The sequence below is a fragment of the Streptomyces sp. SYSU D01066-1 genome (genome assembly GCF_054956795.1).
In genome coordinates, this window is sequence record NZ_JBUDHV010000029.1 from 42,504 (window position 1) to 59,819 (window position 17,316).

General features: G+C 73.5%; 21 protein-coding genes. 11 read left to right on the forward strand and 10 right to left on the reverse strand.

The window, feature by feature from the left end:
• The first annotated feature begins 244 nt into the window (after positions 1-244).
• Complete coding sequence (locus ACY1JF_RS23395; RefSeq protein WP_189421730.1) at positions 245-466, forward strand: helix-turn-helix domain-containing protein; 222 nt, start codon at positions 245-247, stop codon at positions 464-466.
• Positions 467-611: 145 nt separating this feature from the next.
• Complete coding sequence (locus ACY1JF_RS23400) at positions 612-1,403, forward strand: enoyl-CoA hydratase/isomerase family protein (RefSeq protein WP_462707178.1); 792 nt, start codon at positions 612-614, stop codon at positions 1,401-1,403.
• Positions 1,404-1,516: 113 nt separating this feature from the next.
• On the opposite strand, the gene ACY1JF_RS23405 is transcribed toward ACY1JF_RS23400, so the two are convergent.
• Positions 1,517-2,236, reverse strand: coding sequence for a nucleopolyhedrovirus P10 family protein (locus ACY1JF_RS23405; RefSeq protein ID WP_462707180.1), 720 nt, complete (start codon positions 2,234-2,236; stop codon positions 1,517-1,519).
• Between the two features lie 85 nt (positions 2,237-2,321).
• On the opposite strand from ACY1JF_RS23405, the gene ACY1JF_RS23410 reads away from it, so the two are divergent.
• From ACY1JF_RS23410 to amaP, 5 genes are read left to right on the forward strand one after another with little or no spacing between them, the layout of a single operon-like run.
• The gene (locus ACY1JF_RS23410) at positions 2,322-2,807 is read left to right on the forward strand and encodes an Asp23/Gls24 family envelope stress response protein (RefSeq protein ID WP_462707181.1); all 486 of its coding nucleotides are present in this window, start codon (positions 2,322-2,324) and stop codon (positions 2,805-2,807) included.
• 37 nt (positions 2,808-2,844) lie between these two features.
• Positions 2,845-3,030: a hypothetical protein gene (locus tag ACY1JF_RS23415; RefSeq protein ID WP_462707182.1), complete on the forward strand. Its 186-nt coding sequence runs from the start codon at positions 2,845-2,847 to the stop codon at positions 3,028-3,030.
• On the forward strand, positions 3,027-3,410 hold the full coding sequence (locus ACY1JF_RS23420) for an Asp23/Gls24 family envelope stress response protein (RefSeq protein WP_462707183.1): 384 nt from the start codon (positions 3,027-3,029) through the stop codon (positions 3,408-3,410). Before ACY1JF_RS23415 ends, ACY1JF_RS23420 begins: the two co-directional genes overlap by 4 nt.
• Entirely contained in the window at positions 3,407-4,048 is a 642-nt protein-coding gene (locus tag ACY1JF_RS23425) for a DUF6286 domain-containing protein (RefSeq protein WP_462707184.1), read from the forward strand. Before ACY1JF_RS23420 ends, ACY1JF_RS23425 begins: the two co-directional genes overlap by 4 nt.
• On the forward strand, positions 4,045-4,632 hold the full coding sequence (amaP, locus tag ACY1JF_RS23430; protein WP_462707185.1) for an alkaline shock response membrane anchor protein AmaP: 588 nt from the start codon (positions 4,045-4,047) through the stop codon (positions 4,630-4,632). Before ACY1JF_RS23425 ends, amaP begins: the two co-directional genes overlap by 4 nt.
• A gap of 105 nt (positions 4,633-4,737) precedes the next feature.
• Here the strand turns inward: amaP and ACY1JF_RS23435 are convergent, their stop codons facing one another.
• The 7 genes from ACY1JF_RS23435 to ACY1JF_RS23465 form a co-directional block, all read right to left on the reverse strand.
• Positions 4,738-5,493, reverse strand: a complete 756-nt coding sequence (locus tag ACY1JF_RS23435) for an SDR family oxidoreductase (RefSeq protein WP_462707186.1) — start codon at positions 5,491-5,493, stop codon at positions 4,738-4,740.
• Between the two features lie 5 nt (positions 5,494-5,498).
• The gene (locus ACY1JF_RS23440; protein WP_462707187.1) at positions 5,499-7,283 is read right to left on the reverse strand and encodes a glycoside hydrolase family 15 protein; all 1,785 of its coding nucleotides are present in this window, start codon (positions 7,281-7,283) and stop codon (positions 5,499-5,501) included.
• A 154-nt stretch (positions 7,284-7,437) separates the two neighbouring features.
• Positions 7,438-8,244, reverse strand: a complete 807-nt coding sequence (locus ACY1JF_RS23445; RefSeq protein ID WP_462707188.1) for an SURF1 family cytochrome oxidase biogenesis protein — start codon at positions 8,242-8,244, stop codon at positions 7,438-7,440.
• Positions 8,245-8,304: 60 nt separating this feature from the next.
• Entirely contained in the window at positions 8,305-8,538 is a 234-nt protein-coding gene (locus tag ACY1JF_RS23450) for a hypothetical protein (RefSeq protein ID WP_462707189.1), read from the reverse strand.
• Between the two features lie 184 nt (positions 8,539-8,722).
• Positions 8,723-9,715: a DEDDh family exonuclease gene (locus ACY1JF_RS23455; protein WP_462707190.1), complete on the reverse strand. Its 993-nt coding sequence runs from the start codon at positions 9,713-9,715 to the stop codon at positions 8,723-8,725.
• Between the two features lie 105 nt (positions 9,716-9,820).
• A complete protein-coding gene (locus ACY1JF_RS23460; RefSeq protein WP_462707191.1) occupies positions 9,821-10,831 on the reverse strand; it encodes a CopD family protein in 1,011 nt (336 codons plus the stop codon).
• Between the two features lie 84 nt (positions 10,832-10,915).
• Entirely contained in the window at positions 10,916-12,430 is a 1,515-nt protein-coding gene (locus ACY1JF_RS23465) for a S8 family peptidase (protein WP_462707192.1), read from the reverse strand.
• A gap of 292 nt (positions 12,431-12,722) precedes the next feature.
• Here ACY1JF_RS23465 and ACY1JF_RS23470 point away from each other — a divergent pair, with 292 nt between their 5' ends.
• The 3 genes from ACY1JF_RS23470 to moaA all read left to right on the forward strand — a co-directional run bounded on the left by ACY1JF_RS23470 (position 12,723) and on the right by moaA (position 15,846).
• Positions 12,723-13,079, forward strand: a complete 357-nt coding sequence (locus tag ACY1JF_RS23470; protein WP_462707193.1) for a DUF485 domain-containing protein — start codon at positions 12,723-12,725, stop codon at positions 13,077-13,079.
• Complete coding sequence (locus ACY1JF_RS23475) at positions 13,076-14,701, forward strand: solute symporter family protein (protein WP_462707194.1); 1,626 nt, start codon at positions 13,076-13,078, stop codon at positions 14,699-14,701. The genes ACY1JF_RS23470 and ACY1JF_RS23475 overlap by 4 nt, the downstream gene beginning before the upstream one ends.
• A 155-nt stretch (positions 14,702-14,856) precedes the next feature.
• The gene (gene moaA, locus ACY1JF_RS23480; protein WP_462707195.1) at positions 14,857-15,846 is read left to right on the forward strand and encodes a GTP 3',8-cyclase MoaA; all 990 of its coding nucleotides are present in this window, start codon (positions 14,857-14,859) and stop codon (positions 15,844-15,846) included.
• A 4-nt stretch (positions 15,847-15,850) separates the two neighbouring features.
• Here moaA and ACY1JF_RS23485 read toward each other — a convergent pair whose 3' ends face one another.
• Positions 15,851-16,075, reverse strand: a complete 225-nt coding sequence (locus ACY1JF_RS23485) for a hypothetical protein (protein WP_462707196.1) — start codon at positions 16,073-16,075, stop codon at positions 15,851-15,853.
• A 243-nt stretch (positions 16,076-16,318) separates the two neighbouring features.
• Positions 16,319-16,717 (reverse strand): DUF3099 domain-containing protein, encoded by a 399-nt coding sequence (locus tag ACY1JF_RS23490; RefSeq protein WP_462707197.1) that lies wholly within the window; start codon positions 16,715-16,717, stop codon positions 16,319-16,321.
• Positions 16,718-16,979: 262 nt separating this feature from the next.
• Here ACY1JF_RS23490 and ACY1JF_RS23495 point away from each other — a divergent pair, with 262 nt between their 5' ends.
• On the forward strand, positions 16,980-17,264 hold the full coding sequence (locus ACY1JF_RS23495) for a GlsB/YeaQ/YmgE family stress response membrane protein (protein ID WP_462707198.1): 285 nt from the start codon (positions 16,980-16,982) through the stop codon (positions 17,262-17,264).
• Positions 17,265-17,316: the final 52 nt, after the last annotated feature.

Below are 17,316 nucleotides of genomic sequence, written 5' to 3' on the forward strand. Positions count from 1 at the left end.
TCGATTTCGCGGCCGAGTCACCCGTCCCCGGGGACTCGGCCGTTTCACCTTTCTGACCAGCGGCTTCGCCGAGGAACCCGTTCGGGTGCACGGACGCGATCTCCTGGAATTTGCAATTCCGCTTGTGGGGACGCGCTCCTGTCGTCACAACCTTGTCTCACCGACCTTGCCGAATGGGTGGCCATCGGGGCCCGGAGGGGTGATCATGAGGAGACCAGAGCGCACTTCCCATGAGGAGGCACGGGTGGCCGAGACTCTGAAGAAGGGCAGCCGGGTGACCGGCGCCGCGCGCGACAAGCTCGCGGCAGACCTGAAGAAGAAGTACGACGCCGGTGCGAGCATCCGGGCGTTGGCCGAGGAGACCGGCCGCTCGTATGGCTTTGTGCACCGCATGCTCAGTGAGTCGGGCGTCACGCTGCGAGGGCGTGGCGGGGCGACCCGGGGAAAGAAGGCCACGCCGGCCTGATCCCCCCGGGTGGCCCCTCGGCTCCTCGATGGTGGCCACCCGGCCGGAGGCATGACCGACCGGGTGGTTACTGTGCAGTCACTTAAGTGCGCCGTACGGGTGTCCGTACGGCACACGGGCCGACCGCACCCATCGGAGGCGCCTCATGGCTGCACAGGACCCCGTACTCGACCAGGACGGCGTACGGCTCACCGTCGACGACGCGATCGCCACGGTGACGCTGACCAACCCGGCCAAGCGCAACGCGCAGAGTCCCGCTCTGTGGCGGGCGCTCACCGAGGCCGGGCGGCGACTGCCGGGCTCCGTGCGGGTCGTCGTCCTGCGGGCCGAGGGCAAGTCGTTCTCGGCGGGACTGGACCGGCAGGCGTTCACGCCCGAGGGCTTCGACGGCGAACCGTCGTTCCTGGACCTCGCGCGCGGCGGCGACGCCGAACTGGACACCACGATCGCCGAGTACCAGGGGGCGTTCACCTGGTGGCGGCGCAGCGACATCCTGTCCGTCGCCGCCGTGCAGGGACACGCCATCGGGGCCGGTTTCCAGCTCGCCCTCGCCTGTGACCTGCGGGTGGTCGCCGACGACGTGCAGTTCGCCATGCGCGAGACCTCCCTCGGTCTCGTCCCCGACCTGACGGGCACCCATCCCCTCGTCGGCCTGGTCGGATACGCGCGCGCCCTGGAGATCTGCGTGACCGGGCGGTCCGTCCTGGCCGAGGAGGCCGTGCGCGACGGGCTGGCCAACCTCGCCGTGCCCGCGGACCAGCTGGCGGAGGCCGTGGACGACCTGGTGGCGGCCGTCCTGGCCGCGCCGCGCGACGCGGTGATCGAGACCAAGGCACTGCTCCAGGGCGCCCTGTCCCGGGACCTGGAGGCCCAGCGCACGGCGGAACGCGCGGCCCAGGCCCGCCGCCTGCGCGACCTGGCCGGCCTCGGCGAGTGACGGGTCCCTGAGGGGGCGCGTGCGCTGGACCCGCCTCCAGGGGCGCGGGGGACCGCGCGCCCGGCCATGACGTGCCCGCGCCCGCCGGCCGGCCCCCGCCGCCCGGACCCTCGTCAGTCGACCGCGGTCACCAGCACCGCCACGGACGGCCGGTCGGCCAACGCGTCCGCCACCGCGGCGCGGACGCGCCGGGCCACCTCCACCGTGCGGTGCTCCGCGCCCACCGCGCACTCCACCCGGACGTGCCGCCGGGGCAGCGCCACGCCCTGCTCCGGCGCGCAGAAGTGCACGGGACGGCCGAGCACGCCGGTCAGCCGGGCCACGCCCGTCACCGCCAGCGCGGCCCGGCCCGCCCGGCCTTCGTCGCCCTCCTGCCCGGCCTCCGCCTCCGGCCGCCGTTCCCGGGGACCCGACGGCCGCGCCGGTTCCGGGTCCGCGTCCAGCAGCGCGGCCACCCGCAGATCCACCTCGTCCACCGTCAGGCCGATCCGCAGCGACGCCGCCCGGGCCAGGGCGGCGCGGACCCGGCCGGCCGTCACCGGCAGGGGCTCGGCCGCGGTCGCCGCCAGGTCGGCCGTCATCCGCAGCGGCCCCGGCGGCAGCGCGCTCGGCGGCGGCGGTACGGCGGGCCCGGCAGCCGCGCCGGGGTCGGCGAGCGTGAGGCGCAGCCGGTCCAGGCGTACGCCCGGCAGACCGGCCACCGCGGTCAGCAGCACCTCGCGCGCCGCCTGTTCGGCGATCCAGGCCCCGTCCGCCGCGGTGCCCAAGGGCAGGAACCCGCCCAGCCCCACCCGCTCCCGGACTGTCCGTGCCCACCGGTCGGCCGTCGTCATTCGTCCAGCCTGCCGCATCCCCTGCGCGCGAGCGCGCATCCACGCTTAGCGTGGGTCACAGGACGACCGGAAGGGACGTACGGCGATGAGTGAGACCACGGAACGCGACCGGCCCGGACAGGACATCGGGGCCGAGGGCCTGGGCAAGGGACAGCCGGTCAGACGCGGCGGCGGGGACCCCGGCGGCCGGGGCCGGACCACCATCGCCGACGGTGTGGTGGAGAAGATCACCGGTATGGCGGCCCGCGACGTGGCGGGCGTGCACGCCATGGGCGGCGGCATGTCGCGCACCTTCGGCGCCGTACGGGACCGAGTGCCCGGCGGGTCCAAGTCGGGTGTGACGCGCGGCGTGAAGGCCGAGGTCGGCGAGAAGCAGACCGCGCTCGACCTGGAGATCGTCGTCGAGTACGGCGTGTCGATCGCCGACGTCGCCCGCGACGTGCGGGAGAACGTCATCGCGGCGGTGGAGCGGATGACCGGGCTGGAGGTCGTCGAGGTCAACATCGCGGTGAGCGACGTCAAACTGCCGGACGAAGAGGACGAGGAGCAGCCGGAGCCGCGGATCCGGTGACGCGGACCGCACTGTCCCGGACCGAGGGGAGCGCACCATGAACATGGCCGTGGTCGGCATGATCGCCGGCATGGCGCTGGGTTTCGCCGGGTACTTCGGGGGGTTCGGTGCCTTCCTGCTGGTGGCGGCCCTGGGCGCCGTCGGCTTCGTCGTCGGCCGGTTCGCGCAGGGCGATCTGGAACCGGGTGACCTCTTCCGCGGCCGCGACGACCGCCGGCGGTGACCGCGGTGAGCAGCGCCGCCGCTGAGCCGCGCGCGGCTCTGGGCCCCGTCCCGCCCGGTGAGCGCGGCGCCACGCGGATCGCCGACCGGGTGGTCGCCAAGGTGGCCGCCCAGGCGGCGCGCGAGGCGGCGGGCGAGCTGCCGCCGGACGCCGCGCGCCCGCACGCGAGCGTCGTGGTGCGCCACGGCGCCGCCCGGGTCCGCGTCCACCTCGAACTCGACTACCCCTGTGACGTCGGGGCCCGCTGCGGCCGGGTACGGCGCCGGGTCACCGAGCGGGTGAGCACGCTGACGGGCATGAGGGTGCCGGAGGTCACCGTGCGGGTGGAACGGCTGCACCCGGCGGCGGGGTACGGCGCGGACGAGGGGAGGACGCGATGAGCGGACCCGCCGGCCCCCGGGGCGGCACCGTCCGGCCGCCGCGCCCGGAGAAGGAGCCCGTCCCGCGGTCGCAACCGCCGCCGGGCGGGGCCGGCCGGGCCCGCCGGTTCTGGTCGGCACGGCGCCCGCCCGCCGGCCTCGTCGCCCTGCTGCTCCTGGGCCTCACGGGGCTCTTCCTGTACGACGTCGTCGCCGTGCGCGCCGGCCGGCCCGGCATGGGCTGGCGCCGCGAACTGGCCCGGCAGCTCGCGCGGCGGCCCCTGGACGACACCTGGGTCCTGGCCGGCGCGGCGACCGCCGCCGCCCTCGGCCTCTGGCTGCTCCTGCTGGCCCTCACCCCCGGTCTGAGGACCGTCCTGCCGATGCGCCGCACGCATCCCGACGTCCGCGCCGGACTGCACCGGGACGCCGCCGCGACGGTGCTGCGCGACCGGGCCGTGGAGGTCGCCGGGGTGCAGTCGGCGAAGGTCCGCGTCCGCCGGTCGAGGGCCAGGGTGCGCGCGGTGTCGCACTTCCGCGAACTGGACGACGTACGCGCCGATCTGGACACCGTGCTCGGCGACACGGTGCGGGGGCTGGGCCTGGCCCGGCCGCCCCGCCTGTCGGTGAGGGTGCGGCGGCCCGGACGGAAGGGGTGACCACCGTGCTCAGGACCGTGAACCGGGTACTGCTCGCACTCGCCGGCCTCGTCCTGCTGGCCCTCGGCGGCTCGGTGCTCGCCGTCGGGCTCGGGGCGCCGGCGCCCTCCTGGTGGCTCCACCGGAGGCGCCACGACGTGCTGCTCGCTGACGCCGAGCGGACCAGGTGGCGGGAGGCCGGCTGGTGGTGGCCGGCGGTCATCGGCGCGCTCGCGGTCCTGCTGCTGCTCGCCCTGTGGTGGCTGGTCGCGGTGGTGCGCCGGCGCCGGCTCGCCGAGGTCCTCGTCGACACCGGCGACGGCGAGGGCGCCGTGCTGCGCGGCCGGGCCCTGGAGGACGCGTTCACCGCGGAGGCCGGCCGGCTGGACGGCGTCGACCGGGTCGGCGTACGGCTCACCGGGCGCCGCCGCGCACCCCGCGCCCGGGTGCGGCTGCGCCTGGAACCGCGCGCCGACCCCGGCACCGTCCTGGACGGCCTCACCACCGGGGCGCTCGCCCGGGCCCGCGCCTCGGCCGGCCTCGACGCGCTGCCGGCGGAGGTCCGCCTCAAGGGCGTCGGCCACCGGGCGGAACGGGTCGACTGAGACGGGCCGCCGGAGACGCCCCGGCCGAGACGGGCCACCGGAGACGCTCCGGCCGAGATGCCCCGGTCGGTTCAGCCGGTCCGGACCGGCCGGCGGGACGGCGGCTCAGAAGCCGTGCCGTACCCCGCCGTCCACCGGCAGCATGACGCCCGTGACGTACGACGCGGCCGGCGACAGCAGGAACGCCGCCGCGCGGCCGAACTCCTCGGGCGTGCCGTACCGGCGCAGCGGGATGCGGGACTCGGCCGCCGTGCGGGTCGCCACCGGGTCGGCGGAGAAGCCGTCCAGTTCGCGCACCCGGTCGGTGTCGATGCGGCCCGGCAGCACGCCCACCACGCGGATGCCGTGCGGGCCCAGCTCGTCGGCGAGGGACTTGGCGAAACCGGCGAGCCCCGGCCGCAGCCCGTTGGAGACGGTCAGGCCAGGGATCGGCTCGTGCACCGAGCCGGACAGCACGAAGCCGATGACACCGCCCTCGGCCAGCTCGGACGCCGCCGTGCGGGCCAGGCGCACCGCGCCGAGGAAGACCGACTCGAACGCCGCCCGCCACTGCTCGTCGGTGATGTCGGCGGTGAACCCGGCGGGCGGCCCGCCCACACTGATCAGCACGCCGTCGAACCGTCCGAAACGCTCCCGGGCGGTGGCGACCAGCCGTCCGGCGGCCTCCGGGTCGGCGTTGTCGGCGGCCACCCCGGCCGCGCCGGGACCGAGGGCCGCCACCGCGTCGGCGACGCCCTTCTCGTCCCGGCCGCTGACGACCACCTTCGCCCCGTCGGCGACCAGGGCGCGCGCCGTGGCGTTGCCCAGGCCCCGGGTGGCTCCGGTGACGACGTACACCCGGTCCTTCAGTCCAAGATCCATGCCGTCTATCCTGCCTTGTCCGCACCGTCCAGGGCGAGGGCGGTGTACACCAGGCCGATGTGGCTGAACGCCTGCGGGAAGTTGCCGAGCTGCCGGCCGGCCACCGGGTCGTACTCCTCCGCCAGCAGGCCCACGTCGTTGGCGAGCCCCGCCAGCCGCTCGAACAGCTCCCGGGCCTCCTTGGTCCGGCCCGCCATGAGCAGGGCGTCCGCCAGCCAGAAGGAGCACACCAGGAAGGTCCCCTCGTCACCCGGCAGCCCGTCCACCGTGCTGCCCGAGGTGCTGTACCGCTGTACCAGGCCGTCGCGGGTCAGCTCCCGGGAGACGGCGTCGATGGTGCCGGTCACCCGGGGGTCGTCCGGCGGCAGGAAGCCGACGCGGGGGATGAACAGCAGCGCGGCGTCCAGCTCGCGGGAGCCGTAGTACTGGGTGAAGGTGTTGCGGTCGGGGTCGTAGCCCTTCTCGCAGACCTCGCGGTGGATCTCGTCGCGCAGCGCCCGCCAGCCCGCCAGGTCGCCGCCCAGCCCGGGCTCCTCCTCCAGGGTGCGCACCGCGCGGTCCACCGCGACCCACGTCATCACCTTGGAGTGCACGAACTGACGGCGCCCGCCGCGCACCTCCCACAGCCCCTCGTCCGGCTGGCGCCACGCGGTGCGCAGGAACTCCAGCAGGGCCCGCTGCAGCTCCCACACCTGCGGCACGGACGGCAGCCCCGCCGTCCGGGCCAGCGCCAGGGTGTCCATGACCTCGCCGTACACGTCCAGCTGGAGCTGGTTGACCGCGTCGTTGCCGATCCGCACCGGCCGCGATCCCTCGAAGCCGGACAGCCACGGCAGCTCCGCCTCGGGCAGCCGGCGCTCACCGGCCAGGCCGTACATGATCTGCAGGTCCGCCGGGGAGCCGGCCACCGCGCGCAGCAGCCAGTCGTGCCACGCCTCCGCCTCGTCCGTGTAACCGGCGGCCAGCAGGGCGCCCAGGGTGAGGGTGGAGTCGCGCAGCCAGCAGTGCCGGTAGTCCCAGTTGCGCACGCCGCCCAGCTCCTCCGGCAGCGAGGTGGTGGCCGCGGCCACGATGCCGCCGGTGGGCTTGTACGTCAGCGCCTTGAGGGTGATCAGCGAGCGGACGACGGCGTCCCGGTACGGGCCCTGGTAACGGCAGCGCGAGACCCAGGACCGCCAGTCCGCGACGCTGTGCTCCAGGGCCTCGAACGGGTCGACCAGCGGGGGCCGGGGCTCGTGCGAGGGGTGCCAGGTGAGGACGAAAGCGACCTTCTCGCCGGCCGCGACGGTGAACTCGGAGTGCGTTCCGTAGTCCTCGCCCCAGGTGTGCACCTCGGGCTCGCTGCGCAGCCACGCCGAGTCCGGGCCGGCGACCGCCACCCGGTGCCCGTCGGCGCGGCGCACCCACGGGACGACGGAGCCGTAGTCGAAGCGCAGCCGCAGCGCGCTGTGCACGGTCACCTCACCGCTGAGCCCCTCGACGATGCGGACGAGGTCGGGGGCGCGGTCGCGCTGCGGCATCAGGTCGGTCACCCGGACCGTGCCGTCCGCGGTCTCCCACTCGGTGTCCAGGACCAGGGTGTCGCGGCGGTAGGCACGCCGGGTGCAGCGCCCGGCGCCCTTCGGGGCGATGCGCCAGTGCCCGTTGTCCTCATCACCGAGCAGCCGGGCGAAGCAGGCGGCGGAGTCGAAGCGGGGCAGGCACAGCCAGTCCACGGAGCCGTCCGTGGAGACCAGCGCCGCGGTCTGCTCGTCGCCGATGATCGCGTAGTCCTCGATACGGGAGTGCACGCGGTTCCGTCTTCCCAGCAGGGCGGACGGCAATCAGGACGCGAGCGGGGCGGACGGCGATCGGAGAGCACGGCGATCAGGGCGGACGGCGGCCGGTGTGCGAGCGGGGCGGACGGGGACCAGGGCGCCGTCCCGCCGAGGCGTCCCCCGCGGGCTACACCGCCGCCGGTTCCGCCTCCGAGGCGTCCTCGGTACCCCCGCCGTCCTCGGTGCCCGTCGCCCGGTCGCGGGCCTCGCGGCGGACCAGGAACCACCAGCCGACCGGGACGGCCGCGGAGAACAGCCACCACTGGATGGCGTACGCGAAGTTCAGCGCGGCGTCCTCGTCACCGGGCTCACCGATCAGCTCCGGGGTGCCGCCCCGCGGCTCCGGCGAGGTCAGGACGACGTAGCCGCCGAGGACCCGGGCGCCGAGGCGCTCGGCCTGCTGCTCGCTGTCGATGAGCATGACCTGCCGGTCCGGCAGCCCCTCCAGGTCCTTGATGCCGCTGGCCTCGGTCGTCTCGTCCGGCATCATCCGGCCGGTGACGGTGACCTCGCCGGAGGGCGGCGCGGGGACCTTCGGGAACTCGGTCTGGCTGGGGCCGTCCGCGGGGATCCAGCCCCGGTTGACCAGCAGCACCTTGCCGTCGTCCAGGACGAACGGGGTGAGCACGTGGTAGCCGACCTCGTCGTCGGCGTTGGTGCGGCGGCGGACGACCACCTCGTCGTCGGTGTCGAAGCGGCCGGTGGCGGTCACCGAGCGGTACCGCTCGTCCGTGGTGATCCTCTTGCCGGGGGAGGTCAGCCGCTCCACCGGTACCGGGTCGGCGTCGAGCGCCTCGGCGACCAGGTCGTTGCGGGCGGTGCGCTCCTCGTAGCGGTGCATCTGCCAGAAGCCCAGCTCGATCATCGTGGGGACGAGGAGCAGGGCGACCAGTGTGAGGATCACCCACTGCCGGGACAACAGGAAGCGGTACACCCCACGACCGTACAACTCGGCCGTGGGGCGTCGGCGGGCGGGTGCGGGCTGCGGGGCCCGTCACACCTTGTCGATGACCCCCGTCCTCCCCTCCGAACGGGCGCAGTGCGCGCCGCAGAACCAGTGGCCGTCGACCTCCACGCCCTGCCCGATGATCTGCACCCGGCAGTGTTCGCAGATGGGGGCCATGCGGTGGATCGCGCAGGCGAAGCAGTCGAAGACGTGCACCGCTCCCTGTGCGTGGACCTCGAAGCTCATGCCGTAGTTGTTGCCGCAGACTTCACATGTCGCCATGGGCCACAGGGTGAGCCGTCGCCGTGGCACGGGCGAGCGGACACCGGGCGAGTCGCCCGGCTTTCACCCGTCCCGTCCGGCTTTCACCCGACCGGTGTCACACAGTCGTACGATCCAGCCGTCAGCCGTCAGCCGTCAGCCGTCAGCCGTCAGCCGTCAGCCGTCAGCCGTCAGCCGTCAGCCGTCAGCCGTCGGCCGGCTCGACGTCCCGCAGCAGTTGCCCGAACGCCGCCTCGTCCACCACCGGCGTCCCGAACTGCCGGGCCTTGACCACCTTGGACGTGCCCGAGTCGGGGTCGTTGGTGACCAGCAGGCTGGTCAGCCGGGACAGGCTGGTCGCCACGTGCAGACCGGCCTCGGTCGCCCGGTCCTCCAGCAGCTCCCGCTCGACGGACGTGTCACCCGAGAAGGCGACCCGCATGCCCTGCTTGAGCGGTTTGCCGTCCTCGTACCGCCCTGGGTTGGGGTAGGGGCACGCGGGCCTCCTGCGGGCGGGGCGCCAACCGGCCGGCCGGTAGCCGCCGGAGCCCGCGCCCGCCTGGGCGCCGGTCCGGGGCGCCGGGCGGTCCGCCCACTCGGTCAGCGGCCGGCACTCCTGGAGCGGCAGCCTGATCCGGCCGGCCGCCGCGGCGCGCAGGCTCGGCCGGAACGCCTCCGCCAGCACCCGCGCGTCGTCCAGCGCGTGGTGCGCCCGCTGCTGCACCACGCCGAAGTGCGCGGCGAGCGACTCCAGCTTGTGGTTGGGCAGCGGCAGCGCCAGCTCCTTGGAGAGCGCGATGGTGCACAGCCGCTGGCGCACCGGCGCCTCGCGCTCCGCGCGCGCGTACTCACGGGCGATCATCTGCCAGTCGAAGACCGCGTTGTGCGCGACCAGCACCCGGCCGTCCAGCCGGGCCGCGAACTCCTCGGCGACGTCCCGGAAGAGCGGCGCCCCTTCGAGCACCTCGCTGGTCAGGCCGTGTATCCACACCGGTCCCGGATCCCGCTCCGGATTGACCAGCGTGTACCAGTGGTCCTCGACCTCGCCGCGCGCGTCGAGCCGGTAGACGGCCGCCGAGACGATGCGGTCGTCGCGGGCCAGGCCGGTGGTCTCCACGTCGACGACCGCGTATCCCCGCGGATACGCGTCCGGCCACGCCGTGGGGGAGGACACCGCCGTCGTCTGGTCTTCGAGCATGGTCCCAGAGGATACGGGCCACGACTGACAGTGCCCTCCCGCAGGGGTCGCGTCACCCCTCGGGATGACCGGGCGCTCACCGGGCCCGCGTGTCCGCCGGGCCCGTCACCAGCGGATCGGCACCGGGACCGCCGTGAGCAGTCCGGAGACCGCGACCACCACGCCCAGGACGGCGACCTCCGCGCGCGCGGGGGAGCAGGCCGCCAGCGGGTCCGCCGCGCGGCCCAGCCGGATCCGCGCCCGCAGGGCCAGCGCGGCGACGGCCGCCACCAGGAGCGCCTTGGCGACCAGCACCCGCCCGTAGGCCGTGTCCGTCAGCTGGTCCAGGATCGTGCCCGCCGGCATCCGGCGCAGCGAACTGCACACCCCCGTCGCCGTGATGACCGCCAGCAGAACCGCCGCCACGCGCGCGTACAGCCCCAGCAGCGCCGGTCCCGCCTCGGCGCCCCGCCACCGGCCGAGCACCCGCAGTACGTGCAGCAGACCGCCCGCCCACAGGGAGGCGCACGTGAGGTGGAGCAGGGTCAGACCGGAACCCAGCAGCGGACCCGGCTCGGTCGGCGGATGCGCGCGCAGGGCCTCCGCCGCCACCACCGCGGCCAGCGGCCACACCTGGGTGCGCGGCCGGTCCGAGGCGGCGCACAGGCCCGCCACGAGGAACGCGTTGACCTCCAGCAGCGCGAGCTTGCCGTCGCGCGAGGAGTAGAGCCCGCCCACGTCGATCCCGGCCAGGCCGTTTGGCACCAGGTTGCCGGTGGCCACCACCGAGGCGAGCCCCAGCGCGGCCACGAAGCCGGCCGCGGCCGCGGGCACCGACCAGCTGCGGGGCACGGGCGGGGGAGCGCCGGGCAGGGAGCGGGCCAGCCGGCCGGCGAACAGTTCGCCCACCGGGACGGCGAGCGCCGCGAACAGCACCGCGCGCAGCAGGGCGATGCCGCCGGTGCCGGGCGCCTCGGCCTCCCCGGTGCCGCGCAGCGCCGGGGAGGGACCCAGCAGGGGTATGAGCGCGGCCAGCGCCACGAGGACGAGCACCACCACGGCCCGGCCGGTGCCGGGGCCCGGGCGCGTACGCTCCCGGGCCCCGGCAGGCGAGGACGTGGGTCGTATCAAGGTCACCTCAGGATCTTCACCAGTCATCCCACGACCGGGCAAGTCCAGCGGGCGACCGGGGTACGCCCCGAAGCCCCGGCGGCCCGGCGGTTACCTGGTCACCGCGTCCAGCGCGTCCGCCGTGCCCCAGCCGTAGAAGCCGTTGCGGTTCTTCGGGCCCTCGCACACCGCGTCCACCTTGCCGTCGCCGTCGATGTCGTACGGCTCGGTGCAGGGCGTCGCGTCGGCCTCCGCGTACAGCAGCGCCTTCACCTGGGCGGGCGTGGCCCGCGGGTGCGTCGACTTGATGAGCGCGGCGACGCCCGCGACGTGCGGCGACGCCATCGACGTACCGGCCATGTAGCCCCACTTGCCGCCGGGCAGCGTGCCCAGGATCAGACCGCTGGTGGCGGGCGCCTCCGGCGTCTGGTACGCCGTCGAGTCACCGCCGGGCGCAGCGATGTCGATGACGCCCAGGCCGTAGTTGGAGAAGGACGACTTGATGCCCTTGGCGCCGGTCGCGGCGGTGGTGACGACGCCGGGCAGCTGGGTCGGGATGTCGTAGCACTCGGACGGGTCGATCACCCGCTCGGAGGGCGTGGTGTCGTTGGGGGAGGAGGGGTCGGTGATCTCGTCGGCGGCGAGGTCGTACTCCTCGTTGCCGGCCGCGGCGACGTTGACCGCGCCCTTCTTCTCCGCGTACGACGAGGCCCGCTTGACGGCCTCGACCAGCGCCTTCTGGTCGGGGTCGTCCTTGCAGTTGAAGTACCACGGGTCGGTGTAGTAGCTGTTGTTGGTCACGTCGACGCCGTGCTCGGCCGCCCACATGAACCCGCAGACCACGGCCTCGGTGTAGAAGAAGCCGGCGGTCGTGGAGACCTTGATGCCGGAGACCTTCACGCCGGGCGCGACGCCCGTCATGCCGACGCCGTTCTTCGCGGCGGCGATCTCACCGGCGACGTGCGTGCCGTGCGCGGACTCCTCCGCCGAGGGCCGCCAGGCGCCGTCGGTGGTGTCCGGCTTGCCCGACACGCAGTTGACGGAGGCGGCGCGGTCGAAGTTCGGGGCGATGTCCGGGTGGGTGTCGTCCACACCGGTGTCGATGACGGCGACGGTCACCTCGCTGCTGCCCAGCGACTTCTGGTGCGCCTTGTCGGCCTTGATGGCGGGCAGGTCCCACTGGAGGGGCTCCAGCGGGTCCTGGCCCTCGGCGGCCTCGGCCGCGGCGGCCTCGGTGGCGCTGAGCACCTTCGGCGTCCCCATGTCGGTCGTGGCGGCCGAGGGCAGCGGCGCGGTGCGGGTGGCGCCGGCCGACTGCACGCCGCGCGCCGCGCGGACGCTCTCGGCGAAGTCCGGGTTCGACGAGTGGACGACGATGACGCCTATCCGGTCGTACGACGTCACGATGGTGCCGCCGGCCTCGGATATCGCGCGCTTGACGGCGGCCGAGGGAGCCTTGCCCGCCTGGACGTTGACGACGTAGCTGAGCGAGGCGGCGTCGGCGGAGGCCGACGGGGACTCGGCGGCGGTGGCCTGGACGTCGGGCAGGAACGCGAGTGCCGTCGCCACGGCCAGTCCGGCCGGGATCGCCAGCGCGCGGCGGTGACGCGAGTGGGACGCGGTCATGTACGGAACTCTCCAGTCTCTTCCGTGGTGTGGACGGTGCACGTGGTGCGGGTGCCCTGAAGAAAGCCGTCCCGGCCGAGGTCGCCCGGGCAGGTACATGTCGGGTGGTGCAGAGCGAAGTTATCCCCCCGAGCCGCTGGCCAGCAATGACCGGCCGGGGGTGACTTCGGAAAGTGGCCCGGGCGGTGAACCGCGCCCAGGGCGGCGCCGTGTCGTTGGGCAGGGAGCACGAGCACGACCGGCCCCCGCACCGATAGGTACAGCAGTCATGTCCGTCCTACGAGGAGACTCCGTGGCCACCGAAGCACCGCCCCCCTCGCACGAGCACCACCGACTCCCTTCCACCGAGGAGTTCGCCGAGGTGCAGCAGAGCGCTGAGTTCGGTGAACTGCGCCGCTCCTTCCGCTCCTTCGCCTTCCCGCTGACGATCGCCTTCGTCGCCTGGTACCTGCTCTACGTGCTGCTCTCCAACTACGCGGGCGGCTTCATGGGCACCGAGCTGTTCGGCAACATCAACGTCGCGTTCGTCTTCGGCATCGCCCAGTTCCTCACCACGTTCCTCATCGCCTGGTGGTACGCGCGGCACGCCGCCGCGAAGCTCGACCCCAAGGCCGAGGCCATCAAGTCCCGGATGGAGGGCGGCGCATGAGCACCACTGGGCAGTTCTTCCTGGCAGCCAACGAGGCCAGCGAGCACCGGCCGCTGATCATCACGCTCTTCGCGGTCTTCGTGGTCGCGACGCTCGTCATCACCGTCTGGGCCGGGCGGCAGACCAAGGACGCCGCCGACTTCTACGCGGGCGGCCGTCAGTTCAGCGCCTTCCAGAACGGCCTCGCGGTCTCCGGCGACTACATGTCCGCCGCGTCCTTCCTCGGCATCGCCGGCGCCATCGCCATCTTCGGCTACGACGGCTTCCTGTACTCCATCGGCTTCCTGGTCGCCTGGCTGGTGGCCCTGCTGCTGGTCGCCGAGCCGCTGCGCAACTCCGGGCGCTACACCATGGGCGACGTCCTCGCCTACCGCATGCGCCAGCGCCCCGTGCGCACCGCCGCCGGCACCTCCACGATCGTCGTGTCGATCTTCTACCTGCTGGCCCAGATGGCGGGCGCCGGCGTCCTGGTCTCCCTGCTGCTCGGCATCACCTCCGACGCCGGCAAGGTCCTCATCGTCGCCCTGGTCGGCGTCCTGATGATCGTCTACGTCACCATCGGCGGCATGAAGGGCACCACCTGGGTGCAGATGGTCAAGGCCGTGCTGCTGATCGGCGGCACCGTCCTGATCACCTTCCTGGTGCTGCTGAAGTTCGACTTCAACATCTCCGACCTGCTCGGCAAGGCCGCCGAGAACAGCGGCAAGGGCGCCGCCTTCCTGGAGCCGGGCCTCCAGTACGGCGCGACCGGCACCACCAAGCTGGACTTCATCTCCCTGGGCATCGCCCTGGTGCTGGGCACCGCGGGACTGCCGCACATCCTGATCCGCTTCTACACGGTGCCCAACGCCAAGGCCGCGCGCAAGTCGGTGAACTGGGCGATCGGCATCATCGGCGCGTTCTACCTGATGACCATCGCGCTCGGCTTCGGCGCGGCGGCGCTGATCTCCCAGAAGGAGATCACCGACTCCAACCCGTCCGGCAACACGGCGGCCCCGCTGCTCGCCCTGCACGTCGGCGGCACCGACTCGGCCTGGGGCGCGATCCTGCTCGCCACCATCTCGGCGGTGGCGTTCGCGACCATCCTCGCGGTGGTCGCCGGCCTCACCCTCGCCTCGTCCTCGTCCTTCGCGCACGACATCTACGCCAACGTCATCCGCCGGGGCCGGGCCACCGAGAAGGAGGAGATGCGGGCGGCCCGCTGGGCGACCGTCTTCATCGGCATCGTCTCCATCGCGCTGGGCGCCCTCGCCCGCGACCTGAACGTGGCCGGCCTGGTCGCCCTGGCCTTCGCGGTCGCCGCCAGCGCCAACCTGCCGACCATCCTCTACAGCCTCTTCTGGAAGCGGTTCACCACCCAGGGCGCGCTGTGGTCGATCTACGGCGGTCTGGTCGTCGCCGTCGGCCTGGTGCTGTTCTCGCCGGTCGTCTCGGGCGACGCGACCTCGATGTTCCCGGACGTCGACTTCGCCTGGTTCCCGCTGAAGAACCCGGGCATCATCTCCATCCCGTTCGGCTTCCTGATGGGTTTCCTCGGCACCGTCCTGTCCAAGGAGGAGCCGGACACCGGCAAGTACGCGGAGCTGGAGGTCCGGTCCCTGACCGGCACCGGCGCCCACTGACGACCCCCTGCGCGCGGGCCCCGTCGCCGCCTCCCGCGACGGGGCCCGCGCGCCTCGCGGCTTCCGGTCGCTGTCGTTGTCACCGGGGTCACGTAGGCTCGCAGTGCCGGGGTACGGGAGTGTCCCGCCGATCCGCGTCGAGGGAGGGGCCTTACGTGCTCGTCGACACCTACGGCCGAGTGGCCACCGACCTGAGGGTCTCGCTGACCGACCGCTGCAACCTGCGGTGCACGTACTGCATGCCCGAGGAGGGCCTGCAGTGGCTGGCCAAGCCCGACCTGCTCACGGACGACGAGATCGTCCGCCTGGTCGGCATCGCGGTCACCTCCCTGGGTGTCACGGAGGTCCGCTTCACCGGCGGCGAGCCCCTGCTCCGCCCCGGCCTGGTCGGCATCGTGGAGCGCGTCGCCGCCCTCGACCCGCGCCCCCAGACGTCCCTGACCACCAACGGCATCGGCCTCAGGCGCACGGCGGCGGCCCTGAGGGCGGCGGGCCTGGACCGGGTCAACGTCTCCCTGGACACCCTGCGCCCGGACGTCTTCAAGACCCTCACCCGCCGCGACCGGCACAAGGACGTCCTGGAGGGCCTGCGCGCCGCCCGCGAGGCCGGTCTGACGCCGGTGAAGGTCAACACCGTCCTGATGCCGGGCGTCAACGACGACGAGGCCCCCGACCTCCTGGCCTGGGCCGTGGAGCACGACTACGAGCTGCGGTTCATCGAGCAGATGCCGCTGGACGCCCAGCACGGCTGGAAGCGCGAGGGCATGGTCACCGCCGGTGACATCCTGGCCTCGCTGCGCACCCGCTTCGAGCTGACCGAGGAGGGGGCCGCCGAGCGCGGCTCGGCCCCCGCCGAGCGCTGGCTCGTGGACGGCGGCCCGCACCGCGTCGGCGTCATCGCCTCCGTCACCCGCCCGTTCTGCGCCGCCTGCGACCGCACCCGGCTGACCGCCGACGGCCAGGTCCGCACCTGCCTGTTCGCCCGCGAGGAGACCGACCTGCGCGCCGCCCTGCGCTCGGGCGCGCCCGACGAGGAGATCGCCCGCCTCTGGAAGCTCGCCATGTGGGGCAAGAAAGCGGGCGCCGGCCTCGACGACCCGTCCTTCGTCCAGCCGGACCGGCCGATGTCGGCGATAGGCGGTTAGGCGGTCAGGCGGAGCCCGCGGGGGCTTCCCAGTCGGCGAGCGGGACGACGTCCTTCAGGAACCCGCGCACCCCGAGGAACTGGGACAGGTGCTCCCGGTGCTCGTCACACGCGATCCACGTCTTGCGCCGCTCCGGCGTGTGCAGCTTCGGGTTGTTCCAGGCGAGCACCCACACGGCGGCGGCACGGCAGCCCTTGGCGGAGCAGACCGGGGTCGTCTCGTCACTCACAGGTTCACGTCTCACAAGTCATGCGAAATGGCGACGCCGGGCAGCCACGGGGGGAGCTGCCCGGCGTCGGTCCATCGCTCCGACGGGGGATGCGGAGCGCTTACCGAGTATGTCACGGGAGGCCCGCCGTACGGGACCGGAACAACGTGATTGGAGCGAGGTTCCCCCCGGCTTGGCAAGGACTTGACCATCCCCAAAGCCAATCGATTCCGCTCGATACTTTTCAGTAACGTTCAGTTTCGATCAGGAACGGTCGCCGGATGTGTCGCGTACACCCGTCGTCCGATCACTCACGACATCTTCCGGCTCGGGTTCCGCGAAGCCGCGTGACGCGGCCGGCGGCTCGATCATCGGCGGCGTCGGAGCCGTCACGAACGTCGTCGGCAGCCCCGGCGCGTTCTCCCGCCCGGCGTTGGCGATCACCACCGCGATGTACGGCAGCAGCATGCCGAGGACCAGCGCCACGATCGCGACGTGCCGCTCCACGTTCCACAGCGTGGCCGCGAGGATCACCGACACCGTACGGACCGACATCGAGATGACGTACCGGCGCTGCCGTCCGCGTACGTCTTCCTCCAGGCCCGTCCGGGCTCCGGTGATCCGGAACACCTGGGCGTTGCCGTCCGCGTTCCGCTTCCGCATCACATTCCACCGCCCGCTCGCATCGGAGCTCGCCCCGCCGGTCCGTACCCGTCCGGGCCGCTCGGGGCCGTGGGTCCGGACAACTCTTACATTACGCCCCGGCTGCGCCGCCTACGAGACCGGGGGACCACGTCCCCGAGCGACCGGGGTGCGCCGCGGTGCCCAGGGACGTCCCCCGTTCGGGCGTACCCGCCGTGCGCTCCGCGGGGTACGGGCCGAAGGTGGCCGTAATGCTCACGTAGAGCCGCACGAGGAGGCAGCCATGGGCTGGTTGTGGGCGATCATCGTCGGATTCGTGCTCGGTCTGATAGCCAAGGCGATCATTCCGGGCAAGCAGCACAGTCCTCTGTGGCTGACCACGATCTTCGGCATGCTCGGCGCCATCGTCGGCAACGCGGTGGCCCGGGCGGCCGGCGTCGCCGCCACCTCCGGCATCGACTGGTGGCGGCACCTCTTCCAGCTCGTCGCCGCGATCATCATCGTCGGCGTCGGCGACATGGTGTACATGGCGGTGCGCGGCAACAGGAGACGACGGCACACCGCCTGAGCGGAGCGGAGCGGACCGGTCCCGGCCGGGCGCACCCGCGTACGGCGGAGGG

What these genes read in the sequence shown, in the direction of transcription:
- ACY1JF_RS23495 (WP_462707198.1), top strand. Translation starts at nt 16,980, where the DNA reads ATGGGCTGGTTGTGGGCGATCATCGTCGGATTCGTGCTCGGTCTGATA.
- ACY1JF_RS23400 (WP_462707178.1), top strand. Translation starts at nt 612, where the DNA reads ATGGCTGCACAGGACCCCGTACTCGACCAGGACGGCGTACGGCTCACC.
- ACY1JF_RS23435 (WP_462707186.1), bottom strand. Translation starts at nt 5,493, where the DNA reads ATGGATCTTGGACTGAAGGACCGGGTGTACGTCGTCACCGGAGCCACC.
- ACY1JF_RS23415 (WP_462707182.1), top strand. Translation starts at nt 2,845, where the DNA reads ATGAACATGGCCGTGGTCGGCATGATCGCCGGCATGGCGCTGGGTTTC.
- ACY1JF_RS23475 (WP_462707194.1), top strand. Translation starts at nt 13,076, where the DNA reads ATGAGCACCACTGGGCAGTTCTTCCTGGCAGCCAACGAGGCCAGCGAG.
- ACY1JF_RS23490 (WP_462707197.1), bottom strand. Translation starts at nt 16,717, where the DNA reads ATGCGGAAGCGGAACGCGGACGGCAACGCCCAGGTGTTCCGGATCACC.
- ACY1JF_RS23465 (WP_462707192.1), bottom strand. Translation starts at nt 12,430, where the DNA reads ATGACCGCGTCCCACTCGCGTCACCGCCGCGCGCTGGCGATCCCGGCC.
- ACY1JF_RS23405 (WP_462707180.1), bottom strand. Translation starts at nt 2,236, where the DNA reads ATGACGACGGCCGACCGGTGGGCACGGACAGTCCGGGAGCGGGTGGGG.
- ACY1JF_RS23450 (WP_462707189.1), bottom strand. Translation starts at nt 8,538, where the DNA reads ATGGCGACATGTGAAGTCTGCGGCAACAACTACGGCATGAGCTTCGAG.
- ACY1JF_RS23425 (WP_462707184.1), top strand. Translation starts at nt 3,407, where the DNA reads ATGAGCGGACCCGCCGGCCCCCGGGGCGGCACCGTCCGGCCGCCGCGC.
- ACY1JF_RS23455 (WP_462707190.1), bottom strand. Translation starts at nt 9,715, where the DNA reads ATGCTCGAAGACCAGACGACGGCGGTGTCCTCCCCCACGGCGTGGCCG.
- ACY1JF_RS23410 (WP_462707181.1), top strand. Translation starts at nt 2,322, where the DNA reads ATGAGTGAGACCACGGAACGCGACCGGCCCGGACAGGACATCGGGGCC.